The 14,357-nt window shown below is 58.3% G+C and carries 12 protein-coding genes and 1 tRNA gene; 5 read left to right on the top strand and 8 right to left on the bottom strand.

The window, feature by feature from the left end:
• Positions 1 to 5 precede the first annotated feature (5 nt).
• From ABWV79_RS18005 to ABWV79_RS17990, 4 genes are all read left to right on the top strand, one after another.
• The gene (locus tag ABWV79_RS18005) at positions 6 to 962 is read left to right on the top strand and encodes an ABC transporter permease (RefSeq protein ID WP_170352428.1); all 957 of its coding nucleotides are present in this window, start codon (positions 6 to 8) and stop codon (positions 960 to 962) included.
• Entirely contained in the window at positions 959 to 1,774 is an 816-nt protein-coding gene (locus ABWV79_RS18000) for an ABC transporter permease (protein WP_170352427.1), read from the top strand. Before ABWV79_RS18005 ends, ABWV79_RS18000 begins: the two co-directional genes overlap by 4 nt.
• The gene (locus ABWV79_RS17995; RefSeq protein ID WP_353393682.1) at positions 1,771 to 3,408 is read left to right on the top strand and encodes an ABC transporter ATP-binding protein; all 1,638 of its coding nucleotides are present in this window, start codon (positions 1,771 to 1,773) and stop codon (positions 3,406 to 3,408) included. The genes ABWV79_RS18000 and ABWV79_RS17995 overlap by 4 nt, the downstream gene beginning before the upstream one ends.
• Before the next feature lie 138 nt (positions 3,409 to 3,546).
• Positions 3,547 to 4,383: an alkaline phosphatase family protein gene (locus ABWV79_RS17990; RefSeq protein ID WP_353393680.1), complete on the top strand. Its 837-nt coding sequence runs from the start codon at positions 3,547 to 3,549 to the stop codon at positions 4,381 to 4,383.
• On the opposite strand, the gene ABWV79_RS17985 is transcribed toward ABWV79_RS17990, so the two are convergent.
• From ABWV79_RS17985 to ABWV79_RS17950, 8 genes are all read right to left on the bottom strand, one after another.
• Complete coding sequence (locus ABWV79_RS17985; RefSeq protein WP_353393678.1) at positions 4,384 to 5,307, bottom strand: alpha/beta hydrolase; 924 nt, start codon at positions 5,305 to 5,307, stop codon at positions 4,384 to 4,386. It abuts the gene before it with no gap.
• A gap of 13 nt (positions 5,308 to 5,320) precedes the next feature.
• Positions 5,321 to 7,210: an acyl-CoA synthetase gene (locus ABWV79_RS17980; protein WP_353393676.1), complete on the bottom strand. Its 1,890-nt coding sequence runs from the start codon at positions 7,208 to 7,210 to the stop codon at positions 5,321 to 5,323.
• 152 nt (positions 7,211 to 7,362) lie between these two features.
• Positions 7,363 to 9,183 carry an ABC transporter transmembrane domain-containing protein gene (locus tag ABWV79_RS17975; RefSeq protein ID WP_353393674.1) on the bottom strand — a complete coding sequence of 607 codons (1,821 nt, stop codon included), beginning with the start codon at positions 9,181 to 9,183 and terminating at the stop codon, positions 7,363 to 7,365.
• 127 nt (positions 9,184 to 9,310) lie between these two features.
• Positions 9,311 to 9,385, bottom strand: a tRNA-Gly gene (locus ABWV79_RS17970).
• Positions 9,386 to 9,497: 112 nt separating this feature from the next.
• A complete protein-coding gene (nagA, locus tag ABWV79_RS17965) occupies positions 9,498 to 10,634 on the bottom strand; it encodes an N-acetylglucosamine-6-phosphate deacetylase (RefSeq protein ID WP_353393672.1) in 1,137 nt (378 codons plus the stop codon).
• Complete coding sequence (locus tag ABWV79_RS17960; RefSeq protein ID WP_353393670.1) at positions 10,631 to 11,659, bottom strand: SIS domain-containing protein; 1,029 nt, start codon at positions 11,657 to 11,659, stop codon at positions 10,631 to 10,633. Before ABWV79_RS17960 ends, nagA begins: the two co-directional genes overlap by 4 nt.
• 19 nt (positions 11,660 to 11,678) lie before the next feature.
• A complete protein-coding gene (locus ABWV79_RS17955; RefSeq protein WP_170352419.1) occupies positions 11,679 to 12,428 on the bottom strand; it encodes a GntR family transcriptional regulator in 750 nt (249 codons plus the stop codon).
• Positions 12,415 to 13,290, bottom strand: a complete 876-nt coding sequence (locus ABWV79_RS17950; RefSeq protein WP_353393668.1) for a glucosamine kinase nucleotide-binding domain-containing protein — start codon at positions 13,288 to 13,290, stop codon at positions 12,415 to 12,417. Before ABWV79_RS17950 ends, ABWV79_RS17955 begins: the two co-directional genes overlap by 14 nt.
• A 168-nt stretch (positions 13,291 to 13,458) precedes the next feature.
• On the opposite strand from ABWV79_RS17950, the gene ABWV79_RS17945 reads away from it, so the two are divergent.
• On the top strand, positions 13,459 to 14,352 hold the full coding sequence (locus ABWV79_RS17945; RefSeq protein ID WP_353393666.1) for an N-acetylmuramic acid 6-phosphate etherase: 894 nt from the start codon (positions 13,459 to 13,461) through the stop codon (positions 14,350 to 14,352).
• Positions 14,353 to 14,357: the final 5 nt, after the last annotated feature.

Genomic DNA, 14,357 nt, shown 5'->3' with positions numbered 1-14,357 from the left:
GACGAATGCATCCTATTCTGAAACTGGTTTCCCAGCGCCTGGCGCTGGGACTCCTATTGCTGCTCGGCGCTTCGGCCCTGATTTTTGGCCTGACCGAAGCCCTTCCCGGAGACGCCGCGCAAGCCGTCCTGGGGCAGTCCGCAACCCCTGAAGCTCTGGCTAACCTACGCGAAGAAATGGGTCTGAACCGCCCTGCCCTGACCCGCTATTTCGAATGGCTGGGTGGCATTGTGCAAGGTGATCTGGGCCAGTCCCTGACAAACAAGCTGGACATCGCCGAATCTGTTGGCGGCCGTCTGAACAACACTCTGTTCTTGGCGTTCTGGGCCGCGCTGGTTTCGGTTCCACTGGCCATTTTTCTGGGCCTGCTGGCAGTGCGCTACCGCAACCGGTGGCCGGACAAACTGATTTCGGCTGTCACGCTGACCACAATCTCGATCCCGGAATTCCTGATCGGCTATGTGCTGGTCTATTTCGTTGCCGTAAAACTGGGCATGTTCTCGCCGCTGGCAATGATCAATGACAGCATGTCACTTGGGCAAAAGCTGAACTCGATCGCACTGCCCGTCATGGTGCTGACCATGGTTGTCTTGGCGCATATGATGCGTATGACGCGCGCCGCTATTCTGAACGTGATGCAGTCGGCCTATGTCGAAACGGCTGAACTGAAGGGTCTGACCAACTTTAAAATCATCTACCGCCACGCGCTGCCCAATGCAGTCGCACCTATCGTCAATGTGGTGATGTTGAACCTGGCTTATCTGGTCGTCGGCGTTGTCGTGGTTGAGGTGGTGTTCGTCTATCCCGGCATGGGGCAGTACCTTGTGGACCACGTAACCAAGCGAGATGTGCCCGTGGTTCTGGCCTGCGGCGTGATCTTTGCCGCGATCTATATCGGACTAAACATGGTTGCAGATATCGTTGCCATTCTGGCCAACCCAAGGCTGAGGCATCCGAAATGAAGAACATCCCCATCTCTGCAATGATCGGGCTGGCCTTTACAGCCCTCTATTTTCTGATTGCTCTGCTGGCTCCTGTGCTGGCCCCATACGGTATGGCCGAGGTCGTGGGCGATGTCTGGGAACCGTCAAGTTCGCAGTTCTGGCTTGGGACCGACAATATCGGGCGCGACCTTCTCAGCCGCATGATCTATGGCGGACGCACAACGATCTTTATCGCGACGGCTGCGACGATCCTCAGCTTTGTGACCGGTTCGATCCTTGGATTTTTGGCCGCTGTTCTGGGGGGATGGGCCGATCAGGTCATGTCCCGAACAGTTGACCTGATCATGTCGATCCCGACGCTCATCAGCGCGCTGGTGGTGCTGGCGATGGTGCCAGTGACCATTCCGGTTCTGATCATCGTCATGGGTCTGTTGGATTCCACCCGCGTCTATCGCCTGGCTCGCGCGGTCGCGGTAGATATCGCCGTAATGGACTATGTCGAGGCCGCCAAGCTGCGCGGTGAGGGGCAGTCGTGGATCATCTTCCGCGAAATCCTTCCTAACGCTCTGTCGCCGCTGGTGGCGGAACTGGGCTTGCGTTTCATCTTTGCGGTTCTCTTCGTCTCGACACTGTCGTTCCTGGGGCTGGGCGTTCAGCCGCCACTGGCCGATTGGGGCGGGATCGTGAAAGAAAACAAGGACGGCATCGTCTATGGCATCGGCGCGGCGCTTTACCCCGCTGTGGCTATCGCGACGCTGGCAATCTCGGTCAACCTCGTGGCTGACTGGGTCCTGAACCGAACCACATCGCTGAAAGGAGGCCGGGGATGAGTGATACCCTTCTCAAGGTCCGCGACCTCAAGATCGGCGCGACCGTCTATCCGCCAGGCGAAAAGCCCCATGACATCGAAATCGTGCACGGGGTCAGCTTTGACCTTGAACGCGGCAAGGTGCTGGGGCTGATCGGTGAATCCGGGGCTGGCAAGTCCACCATCGGTCTGGCCTCAATGGCCTATGGTCGAGGCGGAGTTCAGATCACCGGAGGCGAGGTCTGGGTCAACGGGCGTGATATCCTGAAGACGTCCTATGGCGATATCCGCAAGCTGCGCGGGGGTGAGGTGACGTATGTGTCTCAGTCCGCTGCGGCGTCCTTTAACCCCGCCAAAAAGATCATGGATCAGGTGGTCGAGGCTGCGGTTGAGCAGAAAAAATTCAGCCGCAAAGAGGCCGAGGCCCGCGCGCGCGAGCTGTTCGCCAAGCTGGGTCTGCCCGACCCCGACAATATCGGCGAGCGCTATCCGCACCAGGTCTCGGGCGGTCAGCTACAGCGCTGCATGACAGCGCTGGCGCTATGCCCCGAGCCTGATCTGGTGGTGTTCGACGAACCCACTACGGCGCTGGACGTGACCACGCAGATCGACGTTCTGATGGCCATCAAAGAGGCTATTGCAGATACCGGCGTTGCCGCGCTGTATATCACGCACGATCTGGCGGTCGTTGCGCAAGTCAGTGATGACATCATGGTTCTGCGCATGGGCAATACGGTCGAATACGGCACCACCGACCAGATCATCAACAACCCACAGGAAGAATACACCAAGGCCCTGGTCTCGGTGCGTTCGATCGAACACGAGGAAAAGCAGCCCACACTTGAACCGGTGCTCAGCGTCGACGGAATCACGGCGCGTTACAAGGGGCTGAATTTCGACGTACTGCACAACGTCAATGTCGAGCTTCATCCGGGGCAGACACTGGCGGTTGTGGGCGAGTCCGGCTCGGGCAAGTCCACGCTGGCGCGGGTAATCACTGGATTGTTGCCGCCCCGCGGTGGTGAGATCACTTTTGCCGGGCGCAAGCTGTCGCCCGACCTCAAGGGACGCACCCGCGAGGATCTGCGTGAATTGCAGATGATCTACCAGATGGCCGATGTTGCGATGAACCCTCGTCAAACCGTGGGCACCATCATCGGACGCCCACTGGAGTTCTACTTCAACATGCGCGGCGCTGAAAAACGCAAGCGGATCGTGGAACTGCTGGACGAGATCGAGTTGGGCGAGAAGTTCATCGACCGTTATCCGGCGGAGCTGTCGGGCGGGCAGAAACAGCGTGTCTGTATCGCGCGGTCACTGGCGGCAAAGCCCAAGATGATCATCTGCGATGAGGTCACCTCGGCCCTCGACCCCTTGGTTGCGGATGGCATCCTGAAGCTGCTGCTGGACCTGCAAAAGATCGAGGATGTGGCCTATTTGTTCATCACTCACGATCTGGCGACGGTCCGCGCGATCAGCGACAGTATTGCGGTGATGTATCAGGGCCGTGTGGTCCGCTACGGCCCGAAATCGCAGGTTCTGAGCCCGCCGTTCGACGACTATACCGACCTTCTGCTAAGCTCGGTGCCCGAGATGCATTTGGGTTGGCTGGAAGAGGTTGTCGCGCACCGCAAGATGGAGAGCGCCGGGAACTGATCCCACGCAAAACAATCATAAAATCCCGACGCTTGTCACAAACAGGTGTCGGGATTTTGCTATTTGGGGCGGGAACAAGCTGCCCCTGCCCTGCGAATCTCGTAGGGTCGCCGAAAGACCCCACGAAAAGGCCGAACCATGGACCGCAAACTTCTTCTCATCATCCTTGACGGTGTCCCTTGGCGTAATTTCCGCCGCCTGTTCGGCAACCTCGAGGGTTGGGTCGACAGCGGCGAGGCGCGCGTGTGGAAACACCGCGCGGTGCTGCCGTCAATCTCAGCCAGTTGCTACGCTTCGATCCACACAGGTGTCTCACCGCAGGAACATGGCTGCACCGGCAATGGCAATGTCTTCCGCCTCGGCCACAAGGATGTGTTCAGCCAGATACGCGAGGCCGGGGGCGTCACAGGGGCAGTCACTCATAGTTTTTGGTCGCAGTTCTTCAACCGCCATCCCTTCGACTACGTGCGCGACGTGGAATATGACGAACCCAACAGCAAGACGATCAACCACGGCCGGTTCCACACCATGACGGGCTACGGCAAAGCCAATCAGATGACGCCGTGCGATGTGGATCTGTTTGCCCAGCTCACCAACATGTGCCTTCGGTTCGGGCTTGATTACGGTATCCTGCACACTTGCACTCTGGACAGCATGGGGCACCGTTTTTTCCACGAAAGCGAAGAGATGGACCACGCTTGTTTTGTCATGGACGAAATGCTGGCCCCATTTATCCCCCGCTGGCGTCAGTTGGGGTACGAGGTGATCGTCACCGCCGACCACGGTCAGGACGACCGCGGCCACCACGGAGGGCGCAGTCCACTGCAACAGGAAACGGCGCTGTATTACTTCGGCGACGCGGAAGGCCCCGAGGCGGATACGGTCATAGACCAGCTTCAGTTGGCACCAACGATCCTGAAGAGGATGGGCGCACCGGTGGCCGAGACCATGAAGGCGCAACCCTTTCTGAAGTGATCAGTCATAGGGCCAGATTTGCTGACCCAGCGCTTCAATCGCGATCGAAATCCGCTCAAAACTATCTGCGGCACGTTTGACCGAGCTTCGTGCCCGCAGATAGCCATGCACCAGCCCCGCTTCGTTGATGCAATGTGCCTTCCCTCCGGCCTTTTTGATCCGTTCGCAATAGTCTGGCCCGTCATCCCGCAGCGGATCGCAATCCGCCGTCACAATCACTGTGGGCGGCAGCCCGGCGAAATCCGTATCCTGCAAAGGCGCGTAGGTCGGGTCACTTTGCGGAGGTGTGCCACCGCAACGCACCTTTTCGTAAAAGACTATGTCTTCTAACGTCAAAAGCGGCGCATGGGCATGTTCGATATATGACCCTTTGGAGCGGTCCCCGCCCAATCCCGGATAGATCAGAACCTGCCCCAGAATCCCATCCAGCCGACCCCTCGCGTGATGGGATACAGCGGCGACCAGATTGCCTCCGGCGCTGTCTCCGGCCAGAACAAGCGGGTCACCGAATTCACTCGCGGCCCATTGCACTGCGGTCCACGCATCCTGAAACTGCGCTGGATGCACATGTTCGGGGCAGAGCCGATAATCTACGGCAACAATTCGGTACCCAGTCTGCGCGCAAATTTCGGCGCAGACGTCATCGTGGCTGTCCAGTCCTCCGACAACAAACCCACCGCCGTGCAGATAGACGACCGTCCGTGTCGGATCACCGGCAGTGTAAATGCGAACAGGCACACCCTCGGCGTGCCTGTCTTCTGTTTCAACGCCCGCCGGGCGCGGTTGGCGAAAGTCGCGACACATGGCGTCATACACGTTACGCTGATCCGCGATGGACAGATCAACCGCATCATCTGGATAGCTTTCAGCGGTACGTCTTATGAACGCCCAAGTTTCTTCGTCGATCAGGCGTTCATAATCCATGTGTCCTCCGCAATCAGGCAGCCCATTCCCATGGCCGGGTGAATGAGCCCAGCACTTTACTGACATCGTCGTCCGAGGAACCGTTCGCGTCAAGCTGTGCGACCAAACCGCGTTTTTTATCATCAATCACCGAGACAACACGAGCCTCGACACCAGCTTTTTCCAGCGCACCGTTGTAGATACGGGTGATCGCCTGTTTGCGCAGTTCGGGTTTGAACACTTTTCCAACGGCGGTCTTCGGAAGTTCGTCCAAAATGGTCATGTGCTTGGGTTGTGCGGCGCGTTCGTGAACGTGGACGTCGCAGTATTCCATCAGTTCCTGTTCGGTGACCTTGGCCCCATCGACTAGTTCGACAAAGGCGCAAGGCACCTCTCCCGCATAGGCGTCGGGCTGACCGATGGCACCAGCGAATGCGACTGCCTCATGGCCCAGCAGGGCCTCTTCGATCTCAGCCGGGTCGATATTGTGACCCCCGCGAATGATCAGGTCTTTGGCGCGGCCCGTAATCCACAGGTATCCGTCCTCGTCAAAGCGGCCCAGATCGCCTGTGCGCAGGTATTCGTCGAAATGATAAAGATCTACGTTCTTGTCCGCTTCGGTATAGGTATTGCCAGCGTAGACACCCGGGTTCGAAATACAGATCTCGCCGATCTCATTGGCAGCAGACTCGACCGGGCCGTCCGGGCTGTCGTTCAGGATTTTTACGTCCGTATAGGGGAACGGTATCCCGATCGAACCGATCTTTTTCTCACCATCCGTCGGGTTACACGACACCAGACAGGTTGCTTCGGTCAGGCCATAACCTTCGATGATCGTGACGCCCGTGGCCTCTTCAAAGCGGCGGAACAGCTCGACCGGCAGCGGGGCCGAGCCCGAGAACGCAGTTTTCACGCTTGAGATATCGGCATCTACCGGGCGCTGCATCTTGGCGGCAATCGCCGTTGGGACAGTGATGATAAACGTTACCTTCCAACGCTCGATCAGCTTCCAGAAATTGTCGAACACACCATCGCCGCGATAGCCTTGCGGCGTCGGGAATACCACATGCGCACCCGACGACACAGCCGCCATCATGATCACATGTACGGCAAAGACGTGGAACATCGGAAGCGGGCACATAACAACGTCTTCGTCCGAGAACAGCAGCGTGTCGCCCAGCCAGCCGTTATAGATCATGCCCGAGTACTTGTGCTGTGCCACTTTGGGCATACCCGTTGTACCACCGGTGTGGAAATAGCAGGCGACGCGGTCTTCCTTACTGTCTTCGAAAGTCAGAGTGGTCGGCTGTTTGGCAAGCTCTTTACTGAAGCTTTTGTAATCCGCATGCGCCAGATGTTCCTTGTCGCCCATCTTGGGACGCAAAAGAGGCACGATCCATGACTTGGGCGGGGTCAAATAGCGGTTCAGATCAATTTCGAGGATTGTGTTGACCTTGGGCGCATGCCGCACGGCCTCTTCGACCTTTTGGGCCACATCCGTCTTGGGGAAGGATTTCAGCGTGACAACAACCTTGGCACCGGTTTCACGCAGGATGGCTGCAATCTGTTCGGGTTCAAGCAAAGGGTTGATCGGGTTGACGATACCTGCAACCGCGCCACCCATCATGGTGATCAGCGTCTCATTACAGTTGGGTAGGATATAGGCGACTACGTCCTTTTCCCCGACACCCAACGACCGGAAAAGATTGGCGGCCTGATTGACCTTGCCCAGCAGGTCCGACCATGTCAGCGTCTCGGCCTTGTCTGTGGGAACAGAAAACAACTGAAAGCTGATCGCATTGTTGTTCGGAAACTTGGTCGCGGTTCGCGACAGTAATTGGTGGAATGTGACCGGCACGTCCCGATCCTCCCACGGCATTTCCTGTTCAAGTTTCTTCTTATCGTCGATGCCAACAAACGACATGCGTCTCCTCCCGTTTTATATCGCACTCTGCGCGCGGCTTTTTCCATCACAGGATGGAAGTAAAACCACGCGGGTTCAAGCAACGGGTTAGAGAGGGAGGGGGTAAAAAACTAAATTACGCTACGGCGAAAATCCGTTTCCCTAACGTCATACTACTCGGCAGCTACACCATCGGTGAACTGCAACCGCGCCAGACGTGCATACAGACCATCCTGCGCCACAAGATCATCATGAGTACCTTGCGCCACAATTTGACCTGCATCCATCACTACGATCCGGTCCGCCTTTTTCACGGTGGCCAGCCGGTGTGCGACGATCAACGTGGTTCGTCCCGCACGCATCTGATCCACAGCACCCTGCACCGCCCGCTCGCTTTCCGCATCCAGCGCCGAGGTCGCCTCGTCCAGCAGCAGAACTGGTGCATCGCGCAAGATCGCGCGCGCGATGGCGATGCGCTGTTTCTGACCACCCGAAAGCATGACGCCCCGTTCGCCTACGAAACTGTCATAGCCTTCCGGCAATGCCGAAATGAAATCATGCGCGGCGGCAGCGCGGGCGGCGGCCTCGACTTCAGCATCCGTTGCATCCAACCGGCCAAAGCGGATGTTCTCACGGGCCGAGGCGGCAAAGATCGTGGGGTCTTGGGGGACCAGCGCCATGTGACGCCGAAATTCAGCTCGGTCTAAGTCACGCAGGTCGACGCCATCCAGGCTTACCCCACCGGCATCCGGGTCGTAAAAACGTTGAATCATCTGAATGACCGTTGTTTTACCTGCCCCCGAAGGCCCGACAAAGGCGACCGTTTCGCCCGGGCTGACTGTCAGAGACATCTGATCTAGCGCGACCACATCCGGCCGCGCAGGATAGCGGAACGTCACACCGTCGAACCGTATCTCGCCCCGCACGGGCGCGGGAAGGGCCTTGGCTTGCGTGGGGTCGTTCACGGTGTCCTGCGCGTTCAGCAATTCGACCAGACGCTCGGTCGCGCCGGCTGCACGTTGAAGTTCGCTCCAAATCTCTGACAAGGCCGCGACAGAGCCGGCCATGATGATCGAATAGATCACGAATTGGATCAAAACACCTTCGGTCATCACACCGTTGCGGACGTCATTCGCGCCCATCCACAAAACGCCCACGATGCCGGAGAAGACCAGAAAAATCACGATCACAGTCAAAACGGCACGGGTTTGGATACGGCGCAAAGAAACCTCATACGAAGTTTCCGTCATCTCTCCGAACTGGGCGCGGCTTGCCTGTTCGTGGGTAAAGGCCTGAACGGTCTGAACCGCACCCAGCGCTTCGCCTGCGTTTCCGGACGAGGCTGCGATCCAGTCCTGATTCTCGCGGCTGATGGCCCGCAGACGGCGACCCAGTACCAGAATTGGCACCACGACCAGCGGGATCAGCAGCAGGACCATCGCGGTCAGCTTGGCCGAAGTCAGCAGCATCAGTACCAAACCGCCAATGAACATCAGCATGTTGCGCAACGCGATCGATACCGAAGAGCCCAGCACAGACTGGATCAACGTCGTGTCAGTGGTGATCCGGCTGAGGACTTCTCCGGTCATGATGCGTTCATAGAATTCGGGGCTCATCCCGATGACGCGGTCGAACACGGCCTTACGAATGTCGGCCACGACGCGCTCACCCAACCGTGTCACCAGTGCATAGCGAATACCTGTTCCGATGGCCAAGACACCGGCGATGCCCAGCGCAGCTAGAAAGTACCAATCCAGTAACTCGCCATCTTCGATGCGGAAGTTGTCCACCACGCGGCGCACGGCCAACGGCAGAGTCAATGTCATGCTGGCCGTCAGGATCAATGCCAATGTCGCGCCGATCATCAACAGCTTATAGGGCTTCATAAACGGCCACAACGAGCCCAGAACGCCAATTTTTCTGGAACGCGCGCGCTCTTCGCTGGCGCCGGGCGCGGATTTTGCCGATGAACTGGCTGAGGCGTTTCTTGCCATGACTGGCCCTTACGTGGTGTTCGCGTTTATTTCAGCGCTTCTTGGCGATGACAGCGCGTGGGGTCAAGCTGCCGTGGCAAAATCGAACACCAAACGGGCCTTTTGACGCAGAATTTTGGGGCTGACTTGGAGCGGGCGGCGGGAATCGAACCCGCTTCATCAGCTTGGAAGGCTGAGGTAATAGCCAGTATACGACGCCCGCTCAGCGGAGGTCGGTTTAAGCGATGCGTCAGATGGCGTCAAGCGTCCTTCGGTCACTGTTTTCAAATTCAGCGCCGAAAAATTGCGCAGCCGACAAGTCCTGCCCAAGCAGTTCATTCAGTAGGAAATAACCACGTGCATTTTTCAAGGTTTGCACTGATGCGGATCATTTGATCGCGCTTCATCGACGGTCCATGCGTTTGCCCGATCAACTGGGCAGGATAGGTCGTGGCAGCTGTCAAAGCATCTGGCAAAGGAACACCCACCTGCGTCACCAGCACGCGGATGGCTGTCGTCAAATCCAGGTCGGCCCCAGCCAAAGTGCCATCCTCCAGAGTCAGTCGCCCATCGGTTCGCGTGATCCGACGACCTTCCAATCTGAACTCGGACAAATCAGTGCCTGCAACGGCCATTGCATCGCTAACAAGATAGATCTGGCCCGGGCCGGATTTTGCAGCCCACGCGGCTCGCATCGTTTCGGGATGGACGTGGATGCCGTCCGCAATAAGCCCGGCAGAAAGACCGCCGTTAGCAAGAGCAGAGCCAACCAAACCGGGCTCGCGGTTGCCCAATTGGCTCATGGCATTGAACAAGTGGGTGACACAGCGTGCCCCGGCTGCTGCGTAACGTTGACAGGTCGCGAAATCTGCATCCGTGTGCCCGAGCGAGACAAGAATGCCCCCATCACTCAGCGCCCCAACCTGCTGTTCCGAGACCGTTTCAGGTGCCACAGTCACTTTGAGGCAAGGCAAATGCTGCGCCGCCTCAAGCAACACGGAAAGGTCGGTATCAGACATGGGGCAAATCAGATCACCGTCATGCGCCCCCTTGCGGGCAACCGACAGATGGGGGCCTTCCAAATGCAATCCCGCGACACCCGGAACGCCCTCTTTCACTGCCTGAATGGCCGCTGCGATCGCCGCCCGAGTCTTTTCGCTGGTATCTGTGATCAAAGTCGGCAGCAAAGCCGCGACTCCCAGCCTGTGATGGGCCTGCGCGATCCGGCGGATCGTTTCGACCGAAGGGTCATCGTTCAACATGACACCGTCGCCGCCATTCACCTGCAAGTCCACATAACCCGGACTGACGATATCTCCGTTCAGATCAATGTGATCCCCAACAGCCGCTACCTCTGCGTCTGCTACGATTTCCACACTCTGACCGCCGCTGAATACAAGCGCATGATCACTCAGCAACCGCTTGCCGTCAAAGATTGCACCGTTTCGAAAGATCACTCTGTCTGTTGTCATACCGTCTCGGTCACTTTCTTGAGGTGACGCGGCGCGTCCGGGTCAATGCCGCGCATACTGGCGACGGATTCGACCATAGAGTAAAACGCGGTGATCGTCGTGATCGGATCGGTGATCCAATGATCCGTACGCTCTACTGGCAACTGCTGCGCCCGCGTGACGCGATCCGTGGTGGCGAAGACTATGGCCCCCTTATCGGCCAGCGCGTCAGCGGCCTGCGCCGTGGTGTCCTCCGCCGCATCCCCAGCCGCAAAGACAATGGTTGGGAACCCGTCCTCGACGATTGAGACCGGTCCATGCAGCACCTCGGCAGCTGAATAGCTTTCTGCATGGATCTGACAGGTTTCCTTGATCTTCAACGCCGCTTCGCCCGATATGGCAAAAGATGGCCCCCTGCCCAAAGTAAACAGCGAACGCCCTGTAATCGTGGCCGCCGCTGCAGACCAGTCACACTGTGCTGCGCGTTCCAACTGGGCGGGAAGCGCCCGTATCGCCCCCAACAGTTCAGCATCGCCCTTGACTTCGGCCAGCAACCACAACCCTGCCACCAGCGAAGTCACAAATGTCTTGGTGGCGGCGACGCTCAACTCGGGGCCGGCGTGCAGCGGCAGCATCGCATCCGCAACGTCTGCCAATCGCGATTCCGAGTTGTTGGTGATCGCCAGCGCAACAGCCCCTGATGACCGCAGCGAGCGCGTCAATCCGACAATATCGGGACTTTGGCCAGATTGAGACACCGACAGGCATACAGCGCCGCGCGACATCAAGTCGGCCCCATAGATCGAACTAACCGACGGCCCAACCGAGGCCACAGGCAGCCCAAGCAATAGCTCGCTGGCATATTTCAGATAACTACACGCGTGGTCGGATGACCCGCGCGCCACCGTGATCAGGAACCGCGGGTCGGTTTCCCGGACCAGCGCGGCCGCGTTTTGAATACTGGCCGCGCTACTGCCTAGCAGCCGGTCAACCGCGGCAGGGATTTCCAAAATCTCCTGACGCATCTTGGATGTATTGTCGGACATCGGCCTTTGATCCTTCCGGTTATAAACGCAGCTCGGCGACGAAGTCATAAGCGTCACCGCGATAGAGAGAGCGGGTCAATTCCGCGACCCGCCCGTTTTTGAGAAATGAGAGACGCTCGATGTTCAACCCTGCCGCCCCTTCCGGCACATCCAGCAACTCAGCCTCGCGCGCAGCAAGATTAAGTGCAGAGATTTTCTGGACCGCCCGAACGGGACGACGCCCTAACCCGTCCAGAACCTCATAGAGCGAGGTGGTCACCTCAATCGGGTTCGGCAGAATGTCCAACGGCAGTGCTGCCTTCTCAAGCGCCAGAGGGCGGCCGTCTGCCTCGCGCAAACGATAGATGCGCGCAATCTGCGCGCCTTCCGGCAAGTTCAGCGCAGCTATCTCTTGAGACGTCGCCGCAAATACGCCCCGCTCCAACCACTTTGACGTGGTCTGCATTCCGCGGCTCGACATGTCTTCGGTGAAAGACGTCAAATGTGTCAGCGATTGTTCGACCCGGGGCACGCGCTCGCGGATGAACGAGCCTGAACCCTGACGTTGTTCGATCACACCTTCCTGCACCAGCTCTTGAATAGCCTTTCGCACCGTGACGCGGGACAGATCAGTGATGTCCACCAATTCCCGTTCGGACGGAAGAGATGAATTCGGTGCAAGCACGCCCGTATCTATCCCTTCCTGAAGGCGGCGGCGCAGCTGAACATATCGTGGGCCGTTCTCGGGGCTCAGCCACGCTTCTGCGCGCAAGAAATCAGCAATGCTCATGAGCGCCCTCCTTTGCCAAGGCCAAGGCCCCGATCAGCGGTTCGCCCTGTGCTGGTCTTAGCGCAGCTTGCATGTCTGCGGGCAGATAATCGGCATAATGCGGGCCAATTCCGCCTGTTAAACACAGGGTTAACCCCGCCTTCCACCCAAGGCGTTTCGCCATTCCACCGATGTAATCGGCACCTGCCCGCATGACCTGACGCGCAACCTGATCACCATCGGCGGCAGCGGCTGTGACCTGAGGTGCCAATGCGCCGAACGCCCCCGGCGCGGCCTGTCCCGCAAATTCGACAATTCCAGCAACACCGCCGAACTGGTTAGAAAACTCTTGCGTCAAGCTCGACTTCGCTTGGATCTGATCCACCGTGTGCAGCACTTCGGACAGCGCACGTCGACCGACCCATTGCGCGGATGCTTCGTCGCCTAAGATAGGCCCCCACCCTCCGGCAAGGCGGATGTCACCGTTGATCTGAACAGCCAGAAATGACCCGGTCCCGCAATGCGCGATTAGGCCATCTGAGGAACCCAATGCGCCCCTTACCGCTGCAGGTCGGTCATCCTCGATCCGCGCGTTGGGCATATCCAACGCCACTCGCAGTCGATCAGCGACGCTGTCACCCGTTACGCCGGCCAACCCGATAAAGGCGGGCCAGCGCACCAATTCTGCTACAGAGGTATCCAGCCCCGCTGCTAATTCAGACAAACCGGCAGCGATCTGACGAACCCCGCCCTCGAAATCCGTTGATACATTGGCCGCTCCGGTCTCGACCGAATGAACGACGCCACGGACCTCAGCAGCGACCCTGCATCGGGTTCCACCACCGTCAACGGCCAGAAACGCGGTGTTTTGAGACTCAGTCATGGCAATACCATTATAATACCTTTACTTCACTGGAAAGACCAAAATTCGGGCACAAATCGCAAATTCCTGGAGTTTAGCGCAAAAATATCCAAACATCGCTTGCAATAATAAAGTTATAGACAAGTGGTATTACATAGGTATTGTAAAAGGACTGTAAGGGGGATTCTCTTGACGCTGCCGTCGACTGAACAACTGCACATTGATGCCGCCCAACTTGACCGGAGCGATCTGGCCAACTCGGCCCGCGCCTTGGCCGCTGGTCAAATCGCTGCTGCGCAGGCTGTTGAGCGTGCGGCACCCGCGATCGCGCGAGGAGCTGCGGCAATGGCGGCAACACTCCGCACCGGAGGCGTGCTGCATTACGTCGCCGCCGGGTCATCTGGTTTGATGGCCGCAGCGGATGCGCAGGAACTGGGCGGTACATTCTCGATCCTTCCAAGTCACTTACGCATTCACATGGCAGGCGGCTTACCGACTGGTGTTGAAATGCCCGGCGATACAGAGGACTCGGACGTAGGACTTGCCGAAGCTCTGTCCGACTTAAAGCCTACCGATACCGTCATCGCGGTGTCGGCTAGCGGATCCACGCCCTATACTCTGACAGCGGGTGACATCGCGCGCGCCAAAAAGGCAACCTTGATCGGCATCGCCAATAACGCGGGAAGCCCTCTTCTTCAAACCGCTGACATACCAATTCTGCTCGCCACGCCACCCGAGTTGATCTCGGGCTCGACCCGCATGGGGGCTGGGACGGCGCAGAAGATCGCGCTCAATATGCTGTCTTCGCTCATGGCGCTTGATCTGGGGCATGTGCATGGCGGCATGATGGTGAATTTGCGCGCTGACAATCACAAGCTACGTGCGCGCGCGGCCGGAATCGTGGAACGGATTGCCAAGGTTGACACCGATGCAGCCCAGGCTGCGCTGGCGCAGACGAACGGCGACGTGAAACCCGCCATCCTGATCGCTGCCCTTGGCGTGTCAAAGGGCGACGCGGTAGCGCGGCTTGAAGAAGCCGACGGCATTCTGAGCACCGCACTAAACATGAATAACAATTGCTAACCAAC

Origin of the sequence: Ruegeria sp. HU-ET01832 (assembly GCF_040371315.1) — a bacterium.
GTDB classification, from domain to species: domain Bacteria; phylum Pseudomonadota; class Alphaproteobacteria; order Rhodobacterales; family Rhodobacteraceae; genus Ruegeria; species Ruegeria lacuscaerulensis_A.
This window is presented reverse-complemented; position numbering and strand designations above follow the sequence as displayed.

Bases quoted from the DNA above. Each gene is read 5' to 3' on its own strand.
- ABWV79_RS17985 (WP_353393678.1), bottom strand. From the start codon at position 5,307: ATGGATTATGAACGCCTGATCGACGAAGAAACTTGGGCGTTCATAAGA.
- ABWV79_RS17990 (WP_353393680.1), top strand. From the start codon at position 3,547: ATGGACCGCAAACTTCTTCTCATCATCCTTGACGGTGTCCCTTGGCGT.
- nagA (WP_353393672.1), bottom strand. From the start codon at position 10,634: ATGACAACAGACAGAGTGATCTTTCGAAACGGTGCAATCTTTGACGGC.
- ABWV79_RS17975 (WP_353393674.1), bottom strand. From the start codon at position 9,183: ATGGCAAGAAACGCCTCAGCCAGTTCATCGGCAAAATCCGCGCCCGGC.
- ABWV79_RS17950 (WP_353393668.1), bottom strand. From the start codon at position 13,290: ATGACTGAGTCTCAAAACACCGCGTTTCTGGCCGTTGACGGTGGTGGA.
- ABWV79_RS17960 (WP_353393670.1), bottom strand. From the start codon at position 11,659: ATGTCCGACAATACATCCAAGATGCGTCAGGAGATTTTGGAAATCCCT.
- ABWV79_RS17955 (WP_170352419.1), bottom strand. From the start codon at position 12,428: ATGAGCATTGCTGATTTCTTGCGCGCAGAAGCGTGGCTGAGCCCCGAG.
- ABWV79_RS17995 (WP_353393682.1), top strand. From the start codon at position 1,771: ATGAGTGATACCCTTCTCAAGGTCCGCGACCTCAAGATCGGCGCGACC.
- ABWV79_RS18005 (WP_170352428.1), top strand. From the start codon at position 6: ATGCATCCTATTCTGAAACTGGTTTCCCAGCGCCTGGCGCTGGGACTC.
- ABWV79_RS18000 (WP_170352427.1), top strand. From the start codon at position 959: ATGAAGAACATCCCCATCTCTGCAATGATCGGGCTGGCCTTTACAGCC.
- ABWV79_RS17980 (WP_353393676.1), bottom strand. From the start codon at position 7,210: ATGTCGTTTGTTGGCATCGACGATAAGAAGAAACTTGAACAGGAAATG.